Genomic DNA, 19,543 nt, shown 5'->3' with positions numbered 1-19,543 from the left:
TGTTCTTTGGCCCGCGCCTGCGGCGGGGGGTGTGCGCGGCCCCCTGGTGTCTCGCGTCCGAGCCGTCGAGACTCGCGCCTGCGGCGCATGCGCTTCGACGACTCGGACGCGAGACGGGCCGCGAACGGGCCACTCGTAAAACTCGCTCCGTTACGGTCACCGGGGACGCCCAGTCGCCTGCGGCGCATGCGCTTCGACGGCTCGGACGCGAGACGGGCCGCGAACGGGCCGCTCGTAAGACTCGCTCCGTCGGGGCTGGCAGAGGCTTGAAAAGGGGCGAACGATCAACCCGGCGCCGCCTGCGCCAATGCGGACAGCGCCATGCGACGCAGTATTGGCCGGGCCCGGGTGGCGGTGGCATTGGTGGCGCTGTGCGGCGTGGAGTTCATCAAGCCGAAGCCCGCGTGGGCCTGCACCCGCGCGGTCTCCTCCGGCAGCTCCGGGTGCAACTCCCGCAGCACCGCCACCCAGATCTCGACGTACTGACGTTGGGTGCGCCGCAGTTCGCGCCTGGGCCCAACCGGCACGTTCTCGAGGTCGCGGTCCTGGATCCGGATGAGTTCGGGCTCGCCGAGTGCGAAGTCCAGATGGAAGTCGACCAGCCCGTCCAGCGCCTCCCGCGCCGACCCGGTCCGCGCAACCACCGCCTTCCCACCGGCGAGCAGCCGCTGACTGACCCCGACCAGCAGTTCGACCAGCAGCGCCTCCTTGTTCGGGAAGTGCCGGTAGACCGCCGGACCACTGATCCCGACGGCCGCACCGAGGTCGTCCAGGCGCATGCCGAAGAATCCGCGATCTGCGATGAGCCGGGCACCCGCATCCAGCAGCTGCGCTCTTCGCTGCAGCTTCAGTTGTTCCCTGCGGGTGGGCGCGACGGGGTCGGTGCTGGTCACACGCGCTCCTTTCAGCACACCTGGACATCTCGGTTAATCAACATTAACCTGAATTCCAGTTATCGGCGACTAACTGGATGGCAGGACAGCGTGATGACGGTGACCGAACAGGTCGGGGTCGACAACCGCGCGGCACACGGGGCGCTACTGGAGGATCTGCGCGCCCGGCTGGCCGCCGCGGCGCTCGGCGGGCCCCCGAAGGCGCGCGAGCGGCATGTGGCCCGAGGCAAGCTGCTGCCCCGGCAGCGGGTGGATCAGCTGCTCGATCCGGGCAGCCCGTTCCTCGAGCTCTCGCCGCTCGCCGCGACGGGCATGTACGACGACGAATGTCCCGGCGCCGGGATCATCACCGGCATCGGCCGGATCTCCGGGCGCGAATGCGTGATCGTGGCCAATGACGCCACGGTCAAGGGCGGCACCTACTACCCGATGACGGTCAAGAAGCATCTGCGCGCCCAAGAGGTCGCATTGCAGAACCAGTTGCCCTGTGTGTATCTCGTCGACTCCGGCGGAGCGTTCCTGCCACGCCAGGACGAGGTCTTCCCGGACCGGGAGCATTTCGGGCGCATCTTCTTCAACCAGGCGACCATGAGCGCCAAGGGAATTCCGCAGATCGCGGCGGTGCTCGGTTCGTGCACCGCCGGTGGTGCGTACGTACCCGCGATGAGCGACGAGGCGGTGATCGTGCGTAATCAGGGCACGATCTTCCTCGGCGGCCCGCCGCTGGTGAAGGCCGCGACCGGCGAAGTGGTCACGGCCGAGGAGCTGGGTGGCGGCGAATTGCATTCGCGCACTTCGGGAGTCACCGATCACCTGGCCGAAGACGACCAGGACGCGCTGCGCATCGTGCGCCGCATCGTGGCCACGCTCGGCCCGCGCCCGGCGAGCCCGTGGGAGGTGACGCCGACCGTCGCGACCGCGAAGCCGGAGTCCGAACTGTACGACGTGGTCCCGGTCGATCTGCGCACGCCGTACGACGTCCGTGAGGTCATCCACCGACTCGTCGACGGCGAAAACGGATTCCACGAGTTCAAGGCCGAATACGGCAAGACGCTCGTCACCGGATTCGCGCGCATCCACGGCCATCCGGTCGGTATCATCGCCAACAACGGCGTGCTGTTCAGCGAATCCGCCATGAAGGGCGCCCATTTCATCGAACTGTGCGATAAGCGCAAGATTCCCCTGCTGTTCCTGCAGAACATCACCGGTTTCATGGTCGGGCGCGATTACGAGGCGGGCGGCATCGCCAAGCACGGCGCGAAGATGGTCACCGCGGTGGCGTGTGCGCGGGTGCCGAAACTCACCGTCGTGATCGGCGGATCGTACGGCGCGGGCAACTATTCGATGTGCGGGCGCGCGTATTCGCCACGCTTCCTGTGGATGTGGCCCAATGCGCGGATTTCGGTAATGGGTGGCGAGCAGGCCGCCTCGGTGCTGTCGACGGTGCGCGGGGATCAACTCGACAGCAGCGGGCAGCCGTGGTCGGCCGCGGACGAGGAGGCATTCAAGGCGCCGATTCGGGAACAGTACGAACATCAGGGCAATCCGTACTACTCGACCGCGCGGCTCTGGGACGACGGCGTCATCGACCCCGCCGATACCAGAACCGTGCTCGGACTTGCCCTTTCGGTGTGTGCGCAAGCACCGCTCGAACCCGTTTCCTACGGCGTCTTCCGGATGTGATCGCGATGATGAACAAATCCCATCCCATCGATTTCGACACCGTGCTCGTCGCCAACCGCGGCGAGATCGCGGTGCGGGTCATCCGCACCTTGCGCGCCATGGGAATTCGCTCGGTCGCCGTCTACAGCGACGCGGACGCGCAGGCCAGGCACGTGCGCGAGGCCGATACCGCGGTGCGCCTGGGTCCGGCTCCGGCCCGGGAAAGCTATCTGGATATCAAAAAGGTGGTCGCCGCGGCGGTGCGCACCGGCGCCAAGGCCGTGCATCCGGGTTACGGATTCCTCTCGGAGAATGCGGCTTTCGCATCCGCGCTGGCCGAGGCGGGCATTGTCTTCCTCGGGCCGCCCGCCAAGGCGATCGAGATCATGGGCGACAAGATCGCGGCGAAGAACACCGTCGCCGCCTTCGATGTGCCCGTCGTCCCCGGTATTGCCCGTCCGGGGCTCACCGATGCCGAATTGATCGACGCCGCGACCGATATCGGCTATCCGGTACTGGTGAAGCCCTCCGCCGGTGGCGGCGGTAAAGGTATGCGACTGGTCGAGGAGCCGTCGGCATTGCCCGCCGCGCTGGCCAGTGCCCGGCGTGAGGCGGCCTCGGCATTCGGTGACGACACCCTGTTCCTGGAGCGGTTCGTCACCCGGCCACGCCATATCGAGGTGCAGATCCTGGCAGACCAATTCGGCCACGTGATCCACCTCGGTGAACGCGAATGCAGCCTGCAGCGGCGGCATCAGAAAGTGATCGAGGAAGCCCCGTCCCCGCTGCTCGATGCCGCGACCAGGGCGCGCATCGGCGCGGCCGCGTGCAATACCGCACGCAGCGTCGACTACGTCGGCGCGGGCACGGTCGAATTCATCGTCTCCGCCGATCGGCCGGACGAGTTCTTCTTCATGGAGATGAATACCCGGCTGCAGGTGGAACATCCGGTCACCGAGCTGGTCACCGGGATCGACCTGGTGGAGTGCCAGGTGCGCGTCGCGGCCGGGCAGAAGCTGGCGGTGGAGCAGGACGAGCTGCGCCTCGTCGGGCATGCGATCGAGGCCCGCGTTTATGCCGAGGATCCCGGTCGCGGCTTCCTGCCCACCGGCGGCACGGTGCTCGACCTGTCCGAGCCCGAAGGCGCAGGCGTGCGGGTGGATTCGGGACTGCGCATCGGCACCGTCGTCGGCAGCGATTACGATCCCATGTTGTCGAAGGTCATCGTGCACGCCGCCGACCGCCATACCGCACTCGCGAAACTCGATCGGGCACTGAGCGATACCGTCCTGCTCGGCGTCACCAGCAATATCGAGTTCCTGCGTTTCCTGCTGGCAGACCCGGATGTGGCCGCGGGGAAGCTCGATACCGGACTGCTGGATCGCCGCGTCGGCGACTTCCAGCCCGCAGCGGTCGCGGATGAGGAATTCATCGCTGCCGCTGCCTATCACTGGCTGCGACACTGGCCTGCCGCACCGAGCGATCCGTGGGATATCCCGTCCGGGTGGCGCATCGGCACACCCGCGCCGACCACCATCAGGCTCGCCGGCGGCGACCGCACCGAGCGCGTTTACCTCACCGGCGCACCCGATGCCGCCGAAGTGCACCTCAACACCAGCGAATCAGTCTCGCTCACCGCGGATTTCACCGACGGAAGGCTGGTACTGACACTGGACGGTCTGCGCCGGGAGTTCCGCGTCGCGGAGCACGAAGGACAGCTCTGGGTGGCCGGACCGTCCGGTATCGCCGTGCTGCGTGAAGTCGCTGAGCTGAATGTGCGCGGCGGCGCCGAGCACGTCGGTGACGCCGAAATCCGCAGTCCCATGCCGGGGTCGGTGATCGCGGTACCGGTTGCCAACGGTGCCACTGTCGCCGCGGGGGCCCCGGTCGTCGTGGTCGAGGCCATGAAGATGGAGCACACGCTCACCGCACCGGTCGCGGGCACCGTCGAAGTCCTGGTCGAACCGGGCGCCCAGGTCCGCCTCGACCAGCCGCTGGTGCGCATAGCCGCGGCTCCCACCGAACCCGAAACCGCCGAGCGAGAAGGAACTTCCGCATGAGTGAGCGCAGTGAACGAACAATAAACACAGCCGACATGTCGGGCATGACGGAGCCGAGCGCCGGCGAGGCGCAGTCATGACCGACTTTCTGTCCACCGGCACACTGCCCGAGGACTATCGCGACCTGGCACTGACGGTGCGCGATTTCGCCAAGTCGGTCGTCGCCCCGGTAGCCGCCGAACACGATGCGAACCATACGTTTCCGTACAAGGTCGTCGCCGGCATGGCCGAGATGGGCCTGTTCGGCCTGCCGTTCCCCGAGGAATACGGCGGTATGGGCGGCGACTACTTCGCGCTGTGCCTGGCGCTGGAGGAGCTCGGCAAGGTCGATCAGAGTGTGGCGATCACGCTGGAGGCCGGTGTCTCGCTGGGCGCCATGCCCATCTACCGCTTCGGCAACGATAAGCAGAAGCAGGAATGGCTGCCGCAGTTGACAAGTGGGCGCAACCTCGCGGCCTTCGGCCTCACCGAACCCGGTGCGGGCAGCGACGCGGGCGGCACCAGAACCACCGCGGTCGCCGACAGCGGCGAATGGGTCATCAATGGCAGCAAGCAGTTCATCACGAACTCCGGCACCGATATCACCAAGCTGGTGACGGTGACCGCGGTGACCGGACAGTCGGGCGGCAAGAAGGAGATCTCGACCATCCTCGTGCCCACCGACACCCCCGGATTCGTGGCCGAACCCGCCTACAACAAGGTCGGCTGGAATGCCTCGGATACGCACCCGCTGAGCTTCACCGACGTCCGGGTGCCGGAGGAGAATCTGCTCGGCGAGCGCGGTCGCGGCTACGCCAACTTCCTGCGCATTCTCGACGAGGGCCGCATCGCCATCGCGGCGCTGTCGGTCGGCGCGGCCCAGGGCTGCGTCGACGAGAGCGTGCGCTACGCCAAGGAGCGCGAGGCCTTCGGCCAGGCCATCGGCCGCAACCAGGCCATCGCCTTCAAGATCGCCCGCATGGAGGCGCGCGCCCACGCCGCCCGCACCGCCTACTACGACGCCGCCGCACTCATGCTGGCGGGCAAACCCTTCAAGAAGGAAGCCTCCATCGCGAAGCTGGTGGCCAGCGAGGCGGCCATGGACAACTCCCGCGACGCCACCCAGATCTTCGGCGGCTACGGCTTCATGAACGAATACCCTGTGGCCAGACACTATCGCGACAGCAAGATCCTGGAGATCGGCGAGGGCACAACGGAGGTGCAGTTGATGCTGATCGGACGGGAGCTGGGTCTGTGACGGAGACGAACGCTCCACGCCGGGTGGTGCAGCGCGGCCTGTGGTTCGAGGAGTTCGAGATCGGTGTGGTGTACGAGCACCGGCCGGGCCGGACCATCACCGAGGCCGATAACGTCCTGTTCACCACGCTGACCATGAACACCCAGGCGCTGCACCTGGACGCGGCCTTCAGCGATCAGCTGCCGCCGTTCCACCAGCGTCTGGTCAATTCGATGTTCACCCTCTCCACGCTGATCGGCCTCTCGGTCGCGCAGCTGACCCAGGGCACGATCGTCGCCAACCTGGGATTCTCCGAGGTCGCCTTCCCGAAGCCACTGTTCCACGGCGACACCATGTACGCCGAGACGGTGGTCACCGATAAGCGCGAATCCAAGAGCCGTCCGGGCGAGGGCATCCTCACCTTCGCGCACACCGCTCGCAACCAGCATGGCGATATCGTGGCGACGGCGGTACGAAAGACATTGGTACGCAAGGAGCCCGCATGAGTTGGCAAATGCCAGGACCGGCTTGGCTGTTCTGCCCCGCCGACCGCCCCGAACGCTTCGAAAAGGCCGCCGCGGCAGCCGATGTGGTGATCCTCGATCTCGAGGACGGGGTCGCTGCCGGGGATAAAGCGGCCGCACGCAAGGCGCTCATCGAAACTCCGCTGGATCCCGAGACCACCGTGGTCCGGGTCAATGCCGTCGGCACCGATGAGCACGAACCCGATCTCGCGGCGCTGGCGCAGACCGAATATCGACGGATCATGCTGCCGAAGGCCGAATCCGCCGAACAGCTCGGTTCCCTCACCGACTATGAGGTGATCGCGCTGATCGAATCGCCGCTCGGCGCCATGGCAGTCGGGCGAGCAGTATTGGCGCGCAATGCGATCGGGGTCATGTGGGGTGCGGAGGATCTGGTCGCCGGGCTGGGCGGCAACTCCAGTCGGCATGCCGATGGCAGCTATCGCGATGTGGCACGCCATGTTCGATCGACCACACTGCTCGCGGCCAAGGCGTACGGCAAGTTCGCGCTCGACTCGGTGTATCTGAACATCCGCGATCTCGACGGGCTGCGCGCCGAAGCAGTGGATGCGGTCGCGAGCGGCTTCGACGCCAAGGTGGCGATCCATCCGAGCCAGGTGCCGGTCATCCGGGCGGCCTACGCGCCGTCGAACGACGAAATCGATTGGGCTCGAAGAGTACTCGACGAAGTCCCGAACCATCGGGGCGTCTTCGCGTTCGAGGGCCGCATGGTCGATGCCCCGGTGCTGCGGCATGCCGAACAGATCGTGCGGCGCGCGATCCACCCCTGATTTCCGAAGACTCTCCCCAGGAGGTAATGCGGTGCAACCACAATGGGTGCCGACCGAATCAGATATCGCGGAGGCACGCATCACCGACTTCGCCGGGTTCGTGGCTGCGCGCACCGGGCAATCCGCGCCGGATTACCGGTCGCTGTGGCAGTGGTCGGTCGACGATCTGCCCGGCTTCTGGGGTGCGCTGTGGGATTACTTCGAACTCGGACCGATCGCGGGCGAGGTGCTGGCGAGCGCCGAAATGCCGGGCGCGCAGTGGTTTCCGGGCACCCGGCTGAACTACGTCGATCAGGTCGTGCGGCAGTTCCGCACCGATCGGCCCGCCATTGTCGCGGTGACCGAGGACGCTCCGGTGCGCGAGGTGTCCTGGAGCGAATTGATCGACAGCACAGCGGCATTCGCGCGCACACTGCGTTCGCTCGGCGTGCGGCCGGGTGATCGGGTGGCCGGATACCTGCCGAATATTCCGGAGGCGGTGATCGCCTTCCTTGCCACCGCGAGCATCGGTGCGGTGTGGAGCGCCTGCGGTCAGGACTATTCGCCGAAGGCGGCGCTGGACCGGCTGGGCCAGCTCGAGCCCACCGTGCTGGTCACCGCGGACGGCTACCGATTCGGCGGCAAGACCCATGACAAGCGCGACGATATCGCGGCATTGCGGGCCGGACTCGACACCGTGAAGACGACGGTCGCCGTCTCCCAGCTGGGCCTGCCGGTTCCGGACGCACTGGCCTGGACCGAGGCGGCCGCCAATAGCGAGACCGTCGTCATCGAAACCGAGACGGTCGATTTCGACCATCCGCTGTGGATCGTCTTCTCCTCCGGCACCACCGGACTGCCCAAAGGCATCGTGCACGGGCACGGCGGCGTCGTGCTGGAACACCTCAAAGCCGTTGCGCTGCAAGCGGACATCGGCCCCGAGGATACCTTCTTCTGGTACACCAGCCCGAGCTGGATGATGTGGAACTTCCAGGTCGCCGGACTGCTGGTCGGCGCGACCATCGTCTGCTACGACGGCAGCCCCACCTACCCGACTCCGGATGCACTGTGGCGCATCGCATCTCATGTCGGTGCGACCGTGCTCGGCACCAGTCCGGGCTACGTGCTCGCCTGTATCAAGGCGGGTGCGGTGCCGCGCACCGACCACGATCTCACCGCGCTGCGGCAGGTCGGCATCACCGGTTCGTCACTGCCGCCCGCATCTGCGGTGTGGTTGGGCGAGAATGTCGGTGACCACGTCCAGGTCGCCTCGATCAGCGGCGGCACCGATGTGGTCTCCGCCTTCATCGGCGGCGCACGAACCGTACCGACCTGGCCGGGTGAGCTTTCCGCGCCCTATCTGGGTGTCGCACTGGAGGCCTTCGACGCAGACGGCAAGCCGGTCCGCGACGAGGTCGGCGAACTCGTCATCACCAAGCCGATGCCGTCGATGCCGGTGCGCTTCTGGAATGATCCGGACGGAATCCGTTACCACGACGCGTATTTCGACATGTTCCCCGGCATCTGGCGCCACGGCGACTGGATCACCATCACCGAGCGCAACAGCATCGTGGTGCACGGCCGCTCCGACTCCACCCTCAACCGCCATGGCATCCGCATGGGCAGCGCCGATATCTACCAATCCGTCGAGCGCCTCCCCGAAATCACCGAGGCCCTCGTCATCGGCGCCGAACAACCCGACGGCGGCTACTGGATGCCGCTGTTCGTCACCCTCACCCCCGGCACCGATCTCACCGACGAGCTGAAAACCCGCATCAACACCACCATCCGCACCGAGGTCTCGCCCCGCCACGTCCCCGACGAAATCATCGTGGCCCCTGGCATTCCGCACACCCGCACCGGCAAGAAACTCGAGGTCCCCATCAAGAAGCTCTTCCAGGGCGCCGACCCGACGCGCGTCGTCGAACGCAGCGCTGTGGACAATCCCGAACTACTCGACTGGTACGCCACCATTCGCCCCGATACTCAGAACTGATCCGGCGCGTATCGGACGACGTGGGCCGGTACCGCCTCGTGATGTTCGATGGACCGCGACCATTTCGATGATCAGTTGTCGCAAGGTGGTGCGCGGATCGAACTCGCGGTCGCTCATCCCTACGCATCGAAGATCAGCGCCGGTGATCGGCTATGGGGCCGAGCTCCTTCACCTGGGCAAATCAGACCGACCTAGACAGATGGGGGTGTCGAGGTTGTCGATACCATGGCGGTATGAGTGTCGACAATCGCCGTACGGCGCGCAAGGCGGTCAGCGGCGACTCGGCACCGCGGGAGATTCGGCGCAGGCCGAAGAATCGGCGGGCCCAGATCGCGGCGGCGTCGGCGGCCGCATTCGGCGCGCTGGGCTATCACGGTGTGAGCATGGAGGACATCGCGTCCGGGCTCGGGATCAGCTCGGCGGCGCTGTATCGGCACTATCCGAGCAAGTACGCGCTGTTCCGAGAGGAATTGCTGCGGGTGGGCCGGGCCATGACCGAATCGGTCGAGCTGCCGGAGGGGGCAGAGGGCAGGGGGACGGCAGCCGACGGGGTGGGTGAACTCAGGACACCGGAGCGGCGGCTGCGGCAGGTACTCGATGCACTGATCGGCGTCACGATCGAGAATCGGCCGACTGTCACGCTGGTGCGTTGGGAGGGCCGCTATCTCGAACCGGAGGATCTGACAGTCCTCACCGACCAGCAGCTCGCCGTCGTCGGCGCGATCGGTGTGCAATTGGCCGCATTGCGACCGGAGCTCGCCGAGGACGAGTTGCGGGTGCTGCGCGCCGCCCTGCTCAGCGCGATCACCAGCATCGCCGATCACCATGCCAGCTTGCCCGCGAAATCCCTTGCCCGACTGTTGAGTTCGGCCTGCTGGTCGATAGTGCCTGCCGAGCTGCCAGCGCTTGATGCGGATGCCGAACTGCCGGTGGCAGCCGAGATTCCGGATTCGTTCAAACATGAGCTGTTGCTGCGCAAGGCCGTCGAACTGTTCCACGATCGCGGCTATCCGAATGTCAGCGTCGAGGAAATCGCCACTGCCGCAGGACTTTCCGCCGCGTCGGCGGTGTACCGCTTCTATCGCGGCAAAAGTGATCTGCTCGCTGCCGCGTTCCGACGGGCCGCCGACCGGGTTTCCGGAGCGATCGGCCCGGCGGTGGCGGCGGCGGCCGACGCCGAAGCGGCCCTGACCACACTGATCGAGCAGTACGTCGAGGGTTCGTTCTCCGAGCGCGCGCTGACCTTCGTGTATTACACGGAGTTCCAGCATGTTCCGAGCGATGAGCGCGCCGTGCTGCGGAATATCCAGCGGCTCAGCGTCGAAGAGTGGGCGCGGCTGCTGCGTGATGTGCGACCGGAGCTTTCACCCGCCGAGGCTCGCTTCCTGATCCATGCGGCCTTCGCGTTGGTGGTCGATCTGGGGCGCAACTTCAGTGCCGAACCGATCGCCTCCCCTGCTCGGGTTCAATTGCTCATGCAGCTGGTCCTGTTCGGACGCCCGGCCCGCTCGTAGTCCGCCCCCCCGCTTCAATATGCCGTCCGTCGGTGCGCCTACTATGTTAGTGATTATTCTGTGCATGTTGAGCAGAGGCACTCCACGTAAGAGCATATCTTTGTGATCTTCCATTCAACGCTGTTTCAGCACTGGGAAGAGACGACGAGCAAGCGTCCGGTTGGGCTAACATCGCGGGATGGATGCCGAGGATCGTCGCGCAGCGGAGGACGCGAACGCAGGCCGCACCGCGCCATCGCGTGAGGTGCGCCGCCGCCCGCGCAACCGACGGGCGCAGATCGCCGCCGCCTCCGCGGAGGCCTTCGGCGCATTCGGCTACCACGGCGTGAGCATGGAGGACATCGCCTCGCGCCTCGATATCAGCTCGACCGCCCTATATCGGCACTATCCGAGCAAATACGCCCTGTTCCGCGAGGAGGCGCTGCGACTGGCCGGCCTGAGCACCGAGGCCGTGGGCCTGCCCGAACAACTGCGTGACCGGCCCGCCGCCGAACGCCTCGACCACATCCTCGATGCCCTGATCGCAGCCTCCATCGCGAATCGCCGCAGCGCCGCACTGCTGCGCTGGCAGAACCGCTATCTGGAGGACCCGGATCGCCAGATCCTGATCGAGCACCTGATCACCACCGATTCGGTGGCACGAAAACTGCTGGCCGAGACCCGACCCGAGCTGTCCGACGGGGACCGGGCGGTGGTCTCGGCCGCCGCGATGAGCGTGATCGGCAGCATCTCCGATCACCATGTCGCAGTGCCGGTGCGCACGCTGACGGCACTGCTGCGCTCGGCCTGTCATGCGGTGACCGCGTCCGATCTGCCCGCGCCCGGCGATGACAGCGAATCCCTTGGCGCGAAGGAGGTTCCGCTCACCTTCAAACACGAGCTTTTGTTAGTGCGTGCCATCGAGCTTTTTCATGAGCACGGCTATCCCAATGTGAGCGTGGAGGATATCGCCAATGCCGCGGGCCTGCCCGCCTCGTCAGCGGTGTACCGCTTCTACCGCAGCAAGGGCGACCTGCTCGCGGCCGCGTTTCGCCGTGCGGCGGACCGGGTTTCGGCGGCCATCGGACCCGCAATCGCCGCATCGGACACCCCCGAGCAGGCACTGAGCACCCTGATCGAGCTCTACGTGCAGGGCTCGTTCGCCGAGCGCGAGCTGACCTTCGTGTACTACGCGGAGATCAGCAATGTGCCGCCGGAGGACCGCACCGTACTGCGAAATATCCAGCGGCTCAATGTCGAAGAGTGGGCCAAACTACTCATCGGAGTCCGGCCCGAGCTCTCCGCAGCGGAATCACGGGTGTTGGTGCATGCCGCGCTGGCCTTGGTCGTCGACCTCGGTCAATGGCTCGGCCCCGATAACCCGCTCTGCTCACAACAGCGCATCGCACACCTGATGCGGGTAATCCTCTTCGGCCGCTGATCGCGGTCCTATCTCAGCAGGCCACAGGCGCGGGCTCACCGCGCATCCGGCCCTCGAGCCACTGCAGTACCTCGGGGGCGCCCTGTACCGCCGCGGACAAATGCTCGGGCGCGGACACCTGCATCGTCTGCAACCGGACCCCGGCACCGCACCAGCGGCGGTCGGTATTGCCGATGGAGTCGACCGGAATCAGCGGGTCGGCCGGCGAATGCCATTCGAACATCGGTATTTCCGGCACCCCGGGATAGAGTTCCAGACTGTTCTGCTCCACTACCGACCGCGCGGTACGACTATCGATGAACGAAGTGCTGGTGACGAATTCGCGAGCGCTGCCGTTGGCGCCCATGAAGAGGATTTCGTTGGTGCAACTGTTGGCCATGGCGCCACGGAGCGCGAGGCCACGCGGGTTGAGATAGGCGCCGGTCTGTATCTGGTCCGGGTACTCCCGCTCCAGACCGATCGCCGCTGCCATGGCCAGTCCGAAGGCCGGGTGCGGCTCGAGGCCCAGCCCCTGCGCCATCGTCACCAGGTTCTCCGGGACGCCGCCCATCGCCGCGCCCTGGAGCTGCAGCTCGGGTGCGTACGACGGCTGCAGCACTGCCGCCCATGCGGTGGCCAATCCGCCACCGGAGTACCCGGCCAGCGCTACCTGGCTGTGCTGTACGGCGAGTTCGGGCAGCCGTTTCACCGCCCGGATGCCGTCCAATACGATCTGACCACCCAAACGCGCTGCTCCGAGGGCGAACTGCGGTCCGAGATGATCCGGCAGCGCGATGCTCCAACCCCGCTGCAGCACCGCATTCAACATCGACACTGTCGTCCCCAGATTCAGATCGCCGCTGTACAGCGTGTGCGATACCGCGCAATTCGTGCCGAGCGCATTGATGAAATGCTGATACGACAGCAACGGAGCGTCGGCCTGATGGAACAGTGGGGTAATGACCGTGGTGGTCGCCGCGATCGGCCCACCGTGCGAGTCGGTGGACCGGAACTTGATCAGTGTGGCAGTGGCGCCGGCGAAGAGGGGCACCGGCGGCAATGCCCGCACGTCGAGCACGTCACCGGGGCTGTGCGCGCCCAGATCCGCCGGTGCGGCGTAGAACGGATCCGGATCGGGCAACGGATACATCGGTTCCGCGGTTGCCGGCGGCGCCAGCAACAGCGCGAGTGCCACACCGCCGAATGCGCCGAGGACATGGGACCAACCGCGGCGGCCGCGGCGGAGATAACGAAGATTCAGACGAGTCAAGATCTCAACCTCCACGAGTTGTGCGGGGCATCCATCGACTAGCCAGGCTGAATTCGAAGGTAATCGTTGGCAAACTTACAGCGACATACCGCAGAGGGACCGCAATACGTCGAAAATGGCACTCTTCCGCTCGGTGCAACGGAACAGAACCGGGGTCGACTAGGACCGCGGCGGGGTGGCGAGGGGAGAGTTCACCTTGTTGACCAGCCAGCGGCCGTCCACCTTTTCCAGGCGCATCACCATGGATAGCTGACCGGGGGCGGGTTTGCCCTGGGTGCCCATGCTGGTGATTGTTTGGCCTATGACGACGATTGCCTCGGCGGAGGTGGTGTCGCCGGATTTGATCGCGCACTGGACGTCGTTGACCTTGGAGACCACTTCGCCCTGGGTGAGAACGTCGCGCAGTTCCTTGCTGGTGCTGTCGAACTGCTTCTTCCAGTCACCGGTGGCGCCGTCGAGGACAGCGGCGAAGTATTTGTCGAGATTTTTGGCGTCGTAGTCGGCGAGTACGGGTGCATATTGGCAGGCGGCGAGACGGGCGTCCTCGTGGGCGGTGACTATGGCCCTGTTGTCCTTGTTCTGGAGGTAGAAGAAGACCGTGGAGGCCACTGCGGCGGCGAGCAGTAGTGCGGCGGCGGCGCGGTAGGCGATCGCGGTCCGCTTATCGGCTGTGCGGAGGAATGCAAATCGTTTGGCCGCAGGCATTTTCGAATCCACCTCTGGCGTGGCGTCGGCACTCGACGCCGCATCCGCGTCGATATCCTTGCCTAGCAAGACGGTGACCTCCGGCACGTCGGCCTGCGCGTTGTCGATCTCGTTGTCGGCTGTGTCGATCATTCGCTCGCTCATAGCTTCTCGTTCCTATCTGCCGGGTGCGGGTCTGGAGAGTTCATCGCCGGTGACACCGGGCGGCGGGCCGGAACCGTTGTCCGACACATTCGGACGTGGTGCGTTCGCCGAACCACGAACCTGCAGTGCGGGATTGGTGGTGATGCAGTAGTTGTAGAGCCGCACTCGGGTATCGACCGTCTTGTCGGTCGGCACCACGGGGATCGTGTCGTAGTCACAGGTCGGACGCGGCCACGGATCGACCATGGTGTTGAAGGCGTTGTCGTGCGCCGGAATTCCAATGGCCTCCGAACCCGCGCGCAGCGCAGGGAACAGCGCTTCGATGGCCGGTTGACGCAGCTTGGCGGCCTTGGTGATGGCGACGAAGTTGGTGATCAGATTGGTCATCGGGTCCTGCGTGTCGTGCACGATGCCGCCGAGGGTGGCCAATTGGCCGGGCCCGAGTTCGAGGAATTTGCGCACTTCCTGATCGGCTGCGGTGAGCTGCTGGAACAGCGCGCTCGAGCCGGTGGTCAGCGTGGTCAGATCGGGTTGGGCGTGAGTGGTGGTTTCGGCGATCACCTGCAGGTTCTCGATGAGTCGCTGGGTTTGTGGGAGTAGATCAGTCAGTCCGGACATGGCCCGGCTGATTCCCGCGACCATATTGCGCAACCGATCCGGACCACCGGCCAGTGCCTTGTCGAGTTCATCGATGATCACATTGAGTCGCGCCGGATTCATCCCGCCGATCAGCCCGCTCATATTGGTGAGCACCGACTGCACCGTCACCGGTGTGCTCGTGGCCGACCGATCGACGATCGAGCCGTCGGACAGATACGGTCCGCTGTCGGAGTCGGGGCGGAAGTCGAGGTACTGCTCCCCCGCCGCCGAGAGCCTGCCGACGGCGACGGTGCCACCCACCGGAATCCTCGCGGTGTCATTGATTTCGGCGATGGCGGCGACACCGTCACCGGATACCCGAACGTCGACTACCTTGCCGACCCGGCTGCCGCGGAAGGTGACGTCGTTGTTCGGTGCGAGTCCGCCGGAACTCTTCAGCTCGACCCGGACCCGGTAGGTGCTCGGCGGCGGATTGATCCGCAGCACGGCCGCACCGAGATATGACATGCCGAGAATCAGCACGACGATCAGACCGATATTGGCCACCGCGATCCGATGCCGAACCAGCCAGTGCCACAGCGGAATATTCATCGCCCACCGCCCTGCAACCGCCCGATGACCTTCTGGATCACCTCGGCCAGACTGCCGATGAATGCGGGTACATCGCCGAATTCCGGCCAGCGGCTGCCCTTCGGATCGGTGAGCGCACCGATATCGAGATAAGAAACCGTGGCGGCGACCGCAAGCACCGGCCCGTCATAGCTGGCCATGACATTGGGATAGATCGCGTGCAGCCCGTCCAGCGTCCCCGCCAGATTGTCGCCCATCTGGGTGAAGCCGGACATCAGCCGCTGGATGCTGTCGAACAGGCTCAGGAACTCCGGGCCGGTGGTGTCGGTGAAATCACCGAGCGCGGACATGGTGACCGAGACCTTGGCGACGAGTTCGGCAATACTCCTGTTGTTTTCGGCGACCAGTCCGATCAACGGTGGGAAAGTATCCGCAGCCGCACCCAATTCCGCCTTGCGCCTGGCCAATTCGCCGGTGAGCACATTCAGTCCGGAGAGCATGCTGTCGACGTCGGCGGTGCGTGCGTTGAGTGCCGCGAGCACATCGGTCATTTCGGTGATCAGATGTGCCAACTGTGGCGCCCGCCCGGCGAACATCGAATTCATCTCGGTGGTTATTCGAGCCACCTGATTGAGCCCACCACCGTTGAGCAGCATGGAGATCGACATCATCAACTGTTCGACCGACGCGCCGGTGCCGGTGTGGTCGGGCGCGATGGTGGCGCCGGGACGCAGCATTTCGGTGCTGTCCTGTTCGGCGGGCAGGGACATGGCGACGAACATGTCACCGAGCGGAGTGGCCTGGCGCAGTTCGGCCGTGGTGCCGCGGGGCAGCTGAATATCCTGCCGAATCTGCATTTCCACATCGGCGAGGAAATTCGTGGTGCTGATCTTGGAGACCATGCCGATTTCGGTTCCGCCGATCTTCACATGTGCATTCGCGGGCAGATTGAGTGCGTCCTTGAAAACGGCGTGCAACTCATAGCCCGGCCCGCCGATGCCCGGCTTGGGCAGCGGCACATTGTCGACCGTTACCGCACACCCCGCCGCGGCGACAACCACCATCGCCGCGACGAAAGTCGAACGCGCCGCCCTCATTTGGCCATCCCGAGCAGTGCGGCGGTCAACCCGAAGTCGGGGCCGAAGTCCTGGATCTTCCCGGTGCGGCAGCCGTCGAGGCGCAGTTGGATGCGCTCACAGAACAGCGAAAGCGCCTCACCGTCGAGCACCGCTTTGTCCAGCAGACCGTGCAGGCGCAGTGCCCGGTTCTCACGGCTCACGGCATTCGAGAAGTTCTCGAAGAAAAGCGGTGTCACATCGGTGATTTCGGTGAGCCCACGGGCATTGGCCCGCATCTGCGCGGTCAATGTCGTGAATCGGGTGAGCGCACCGAGCAGTTGTTCGCGATTCTGGCCGACCACGGTCGAGGTATTGGTGACGAAGTCGTTGAGCTGGGTGATCACCGCCTGCAAACCCGGCGCCTGCTCCCCCATCAGTTGCACGAGTTCGGTGAGCCGACCGCTGAAATCCCTTACCGTCTGGTCGTTCTGGGCGATGATCTCGGTGATCTCATTGAGTTTGACGATGGTGTTGGAGATCTGGTCGCCATTGGCGAGGGTGACCTCGAATGCGGAGGACAGATCGTCCAGCGTTTCGCGCAGCTTGTCACCATTGCCGTTCAGCAGCGGAAACAACACCCGGCTCGCCATCGGGCCGGTTTCGTTGTCGCCCTTCAAGGCCGCGCCGAGTTGATCGAAGGTTTCGAGAATGCGATCGAGTTCGACCGGAGTACGGGTCCGGGCGAGCGGGATGTGCTGGCCGTCGGTCAGCACCGGACCATTGCCTTCGTAGGCCGGGGCGAGTTCCACATGCCGATTGGTGATCAGCTGTGGTGATACCAGCGCAGCCATGGCGTCGCCCGGAATGCGCACGCCCTTATCGATGGACATGGTGACTTCGACGTAACTGCCCTTGGGGGTCACGGTGTCGACCCGGCCGACCGGAACACCGAGCACCGCAACGTCATTGCCCGCATAGAGGCCGGCGACATTCTCGAAATCGGCACTGATCTGCAGATGTTCGCCGAGATACTGATCGGGCAGTGCGGTGAGGCTGTCGGGTAACAGCGAACAACCGGTCGCCACCGTTACGGCGAGGCCGAGCACCGTCGATTTCAGCAAGGTACCCACCTTCATCAATTGCACCCCTGTACGGCTTGGGCGAAGCACAGCCAGTTGTCCGGGAATACCCATGGCGCCCACACATCGCCGTACGGGCCGTTGCCGAGGGCATTGTTGAACTGCCGCAGTGCGACCGGCATGATCTCGTAGAGCGAATCGAGGTTGTCCCGGTTCTTTTCCAGGCCCTCGGACATGGTGTTCAGATTCTGGATGAGCGGACCGAGCTGATTCTGGTTCTCCAGGCCCATGTCCTGCAGCAGGCGCGACAGGCTCGCGACATTGTCGAGCAATTGTTTCAGCAGGTTCTGCCGCAGTGCGACGGCATTGCCGATGGCCTCGCCGCGGGTCAGCAGCAGCAGCACGCTATTGCGGTTGTCGGAGGCCAGCTCGGCCACCTGATCCATGCTCTTCAGCAGTGTGTCCACCTCGTCGCGGCGATCATTGATCACCTTGGCCAGCGCGCCGATGCTGTTCAGCGCCTCGACGGTGAGCTGCGGAGAGTCGCCCATCTGCCGGCTGAGCACATCCAGTGACTGCCGCAGTTTCGCCGGATCCAGGCGTTCGATGCGCTCGAAGGACGATTTGTAGTTCGGATCCCGGATGACCTTGCCGAGGTTGTAGGGCACCGAGGTCTGCTTCAGCGGAATCCGGTTGTCCGGCAGTCCTTTTCCATTACCGGGCACCAACTCGACGTGCAGCTTGCCGAGGATGGTCGTCATCTTGATGGCGGCCGAGGCGTCCGGACCGAGTCGAAGATCTTTGCGCACCTTCAGATCCACGACGACCTTCGCGCCGTCGAGTCGCACGGCACTCACCGAGCCGACCTCGATGCCGGAGACATCCACCGATGCTCCCGACCGCAGCCCCGCGGCCTGCGCGAATTCGGCATGAATCGTCTTGTCGCCGAGATGCGCCTGCGATAACGCACTCGAGCCGACGAGCAGCACGACGACCGAACCCGCCGCGAGCAGTCCCAGCCACAACAAGCGATTTCGCACCCGACCCACTGATGCCGTCATCGACAGACCTCCGAATGAGAATTGCCGCCCACCTGCGAGAACAACCCGGGTGGCAGCAGCACGCCCCACAGCGAGACGTCCAGCGAGCAGATGTAGGCGTTGGCATATGCGCCGTAGCCGGTGAACCGGGCGAGACCATTGAGGACGGTCGGCAGCTCGACCGCCGCCTGATCCAGGGACGCGCCATTGAGGATCAGCAGGGCGACACCGCTGGTCGCATCGTTCTGTGCCCGAGCCAGATTGGGCTTCACCTGACCGATCAGTGTCGCCAGTGAATCCGTGGACTTTGCGACCGTATCAACCGACGACTTCAGCGATTCACCCTGTGCGTAAAGCGATTCCACCAGCGAACGCGCCTGCGTGATCAGGGTTTCCAATTCGCCGCTGCGATTGGCCAGGCCCGCGATCACACTGCTGAGATTGCCGATGACATCGCCGAGAATCTTGTCGCGCTGACCGAAGGTGCCCGCGAGTTCGGCAGCCTGGGTGATCAACGCACTGAGCGAGACATTGTTGCCCTGCAGTGCCTGGATCAAGGTCTCCGACAGCGAATTGACCTGATCAGGTTGCAGCACACTGAACAGCGGTTCGAAACCCGACAGCAGCGATGACACATCGAATGACGGTTCGGTGTGTTCGACGGGAATCGCGGATCCGGCGGTCAGCACCGCGCCCTCGTCCTTGCCCGGAACCAGCGCGATATAGCGTTGGCCGATCAGATTCTGGTACCGCACTAGGGCTTTCGTCGTCGTGGTCAGCCGCTGATCATCTTGGATACGGAAGTCCACGCGCGCCTTGTAGTCGCCGTCGAAATCGATGGCGTCGACCCGCCCGACCCGCACACCCGCCATCCGGATGTCATCGCCGACGCGCAGTCCGAGCACATCGGTGAAAGTGGCCGAGTACGAGTCGGTATCGCCGGTTACCGAACGCTGCAGCGTCGACCAGATCGTGTACGTCAACAGCACGGCGACCACGGCGAACAGACTGAATCCGGCCAGGGCTTTCCCTGATTTCATGTA

General features: G+C 65.1%; 16 protein-coding genes. 8 read left to right on the top strand and 8 right to left on the bottom strand.

Annotated elements, in window-relative coordinates; genetic code table 11:
- Positions 1-284: 284 nt before the first annotated feature.
- Entirely contained in the window at positions 285-893 is a 609-nt protein-coding gene (locus tag ACFYOW_RS35820) for a TetR/AcrR family transcriptional regulator (RefSeq protein WP_387294463.1), read from the bottom strand.
- Between the two features lie 93 nt (positions 894-986).
- Between ACFYOW_RS35820 and ACFYOW_RS35815 the strand changes: the two genes are divergently transcribed.
- From ACFYOW_RS35815 to ACFYOW_RS35780, 8 genes are all read left to right on the top strand, one after another.
- A complete protein-coding gene (locus tag ACFYOW_RS35815) occupies positions 987-2,576 on the top strand; it encodes a carboxyl transferase domain-containing protein (protein ID WP_387294462.1) in 1,590 nt (529 codons plus the stop codon).
- A gap of 5 nt (positions 2,577-2,581) precedes the next feature.
- Positions 2,582-4,615 carry a biotin carboxylase N-terminal domain-containing protein gene (locus ACFYOW_RS35810; RefSeq protein ID WP_387294461.1) on the top strand — a complete coding sequence of 678 codons (2,034 nt, stop codon included), beginning with the start codon at positions 2,582-2,584 and terminating at the stop codon, positions 4,613-4,615.
- 76 nt (positions 4,616-4,691) lie between these two features.
- A complete protein-coding gene (locus tag ACFYOW_RS35805; protein WP_387294460.1) occupies positions 4,692-5,852 on the top strand; it encodes an acyl-CoA dehydrogenase family protein in 1,161 nt (386 codons plus the stop codon).
- Positions 5,849-6,337 carry a MaoC family dehydratase gene (locus ACFYOW_RS35800; RefSeq protein ID WP_387294459.1) on the top strand — a complete coding sequence of 163 codons (489 nt, stop codon included), beginning with the start codon at positions 5,849-5,851 and terminating at the stop codon, positions 6,335-6,337. Before ACFYOW_RS35805 ends, ACFYOW_RS35800 begins: the two co-directional genes overlap by 4 nt.
- On the top strand, positions 6,334-7,146 hold the full coding sequence (locus ACFYOW_RS35795) for an HpcH/HpaI aldolase/citrate lyase family protein (protein ID WP_387294458.1): 813 nt from the start codon (positions 6,334-6,336) through the stop codon (positions 7,144-7,146). Before ACFYOW_RS35800 ends, ACFYOW_RS35795 begins: the two co-directional genes overlap by 4 nt.
- Positions 7,147-7,177: 31 nt before the next feature.
- Positions 7,178-9,121: an acetoacetate--CoA ligase gene (locus ACFYOW_RS35790; RefSeq protein ID WP_387294457.1), complete on the top strand. Its 1,944-nt coding sequence runs from the start codon at positions 7,178-7,180 to the stop codon at positions 9,119-9,121.
- A 233-nt stretch (positions 9,122-9,354) separates the two neighbouring features.
- Positions 9,355-10,635, top strand: coding sequence for a TetR/AcrR family transcriptional regulator (locus ACFYOW_RS35785; protein ID WP_387294456.1), 1,281 nt, complete (start codon positions 9,355-9,357; stop codon positions 10,633-10,635).
- Positions 10,636-10,813: 178 nt separating this feature from the next.
- Positions 10,814-12,055 carry a TetR/AcrR family transcriptional regulator gene (locus ACFYOW_RS35780; protein ID WP_387294455.1) on the top strand — a complete coding sequence of 414 codons (1,242 nt, stop codon included), beginning with the start codon at positions 10,814-10,816 and terminating at the stop codon, positions 12,053-12,055.
- Positions 12,056-12,068: 13 nt separating this feature from the next.
- Here the strand turns inward: ACFYOW_RS35780 and ACFYOW_RS35775 are convergent, their stop codons facing one another.
- The 7 genes from ACFYOW_RS35775 to ACFYOW_RS35745 form a co-directional block, all read right to left on the bottom strand.
- Positions 12,069-13,304, bottom strand: coding sequence for a lipase family protein (locus ACFYOW_RS35775; RefSeq protein ID WP_387294454.1), 1,236 nt, complete (start codon positions 13,302-13,304; stop codon positions 12,069-12,071).
- A 159-nt stretch (positions 13,305-13,463) separates the two neighbouring features.
- Positions 13,464-14,153 (bottom strand): hypothetical protein, encoded by a 690-nt coding sequence (locus ACFYOW_RS35770; protein WP_387294453.1) that lies wholly within the window; start codon positions 14,151-14,153, stop codon positions 13,464-13,466.
- A gap of 12 nt (positions 14,154-14,165) precedes the next feature.
- Positions 14,166-15,344, bottom strand: a complete 1,179-nt coding sequence (locus ACFYOW_RS35765; RefSeq protein WP_387294452.1) for an MCE family protein — start codon at positions 15,342-15,344, stop codon at positions 14,166-14,168.
- Complete coding sequence (locus ACFYOW_RS35760; RefSeq protein WP_387294451.1) at positions 15,341-16,420, bottom strand: MCE family protein; 1,080 nt, start codon at positions 16,418-16,420, stop codon at positions 15,341-15,343. The genes ACFYOW_RS35765 and ACFYOW_RS35760 overlap by 4 nt, the downstream gene beginning before the upstream one ends.
- The gene (locus ACFYOW_RS35755; protein WP_387294450.1) at positions 16,417-17,517 is read right to left on the bottom strand and encodes an MCE family protein; all 1,101 of its coding nucleotides are present in this window, start codon (positions 17,515-17,517) and stop codon (positions 16,417-16,419) included. The genes ACFYOW_RS35760 and ACFYOW_RS35755 overlap by 4 nt, the downstream gene beginning before the upstream one ends.
- The gene (locus ACFYOW_RS35750) at positions 17,517-18,521 is read right to left on the bottom strand and encodes an MCE family protein (RefSeq protein WP_387294449.1); all 1,005 of its coding nucleotides are present in this window, start codon (positions 18,519-18,521) and stop codon (positions 17,517-17,519) included. The genes ACFYOW_RS35755 and ACFYOW_RS35750 overlap by 1 nt, the downstream gene beginning before the upstream one ends.
- Positions 18,518-19,540 (bottom strand): MCE family protein, encoded by a 1,023-nt coding sequence (locus ACFYOW_RS35745; RefSeq protein WP_387294448.1) that lies wholly within the window; start codon positions 19,538-19,540, stop codon positions 18,518-18,520. The genes ACFYOW_RS35750 and ACFYOW_RS35745 overlap by 4 nt, the downstream gene beginning before the upstream one ends.
- Positions 19,541-19,543: the final 3 nt, after the last annotated feature.

Origin of the sequence: Nocardia sp. NPDC006982 (assembly GCF_042869435.1) — a bacterium.
Lineage (GTDB): Bacteria > Actinomycetota > Actinomycetes > Mycobacteriales > Mycobacteriaceae > Nocardia.
The sequence above is the reverse complement of the archived record's forward strand: the minus strand, read 5'-3'. Positions and strand labels throughout refer to the sequence as shown.

Coding starts and splice junctions, on each gene's coding strand:
- ACFYOW_RS35755 (WP_387294450.1), bottom strand. CDS start 17,517: ATGAAGGTGGGTACCTTGCTGAAATCGACGGTGCTCGGCCTCGCCGTA.
- ACFYOW_RS35795 (WP_387294458.1), top strand. CDS start 6,334: ATGAGTTGGCAAATGCCAGGACCGGCTTGGCTGTTCTGCCCCGCCGAC.
- ACFYOW_RS35785 (WP_387294456.1), top strand. CDS start 9,355: ATGAGTGTCGACAATCGCCGTACGGCGCGCAAGGCGGTCAGCGGCGAC.
- ACFYOW_RS35780 (WP_387294455.1), top strand. CDS start 10,814: ATGGATGCCGAGGATCGTCGCGCAGCGGAGGACGCGAACGCAGGCCGC.
- ACFYOW_RS35745 (WP_387294448.1), bottom strand. CDS start 19,540: ATGAAATCAGGGAAAGCCCTGGCCGGATTCAGTCTGTTCGCCGTGGTC.
- ACFYOW_RS35760 (WP_387294451.1), bottom strand. CDS start 16,420: ATGAGGGCGGCGCGTTCGACTTTCGTCGCGGCGATGGTGGTTGTCGCC.
- ACFYOW_RS35815 (WP_387294462.1), top strand. CDS start 987: ATGACGGTGACCGAACAGGTCGGGGTCGACAACCGCGCGGCACACGGG.
- ACFYOW_RS35765 (WP_387294452.1), bottom strand. CDS start 15,344: ATGAATATTCCGCTGTGGCACTGGCTGGTTCGGCATCGGATCGCGGTG.
- ACFYOW_RS35750 (WP_387294449.1), bottom strand. CDS start 18,521: ATGACGGCATCAGTGGGTCGGGTGCGAAATCGCTTGTTGTGGCTGGGA.
- ACFYOW_RS35805 (WP_387294460.1), top strand. CDS start 4,692: ATGACCGACTTTCTGTCCACCGGCACACTGCCCGAGGACTATCGCGAC.
- ACFYOW_RS35810 (WP_387294461.1), top strand. CDS start 2,582: ATGATGAACAAATCCCATCCCATCGATTTCGACACCGTGCTCGTCGCC.
- ACFYOW_RS35770 (WP_387294453.1), bottom strand. CDS start 14,153: ATGAGCGAGCGAATGATCGACACAGCCGACAACGAGATCGACAACGCG.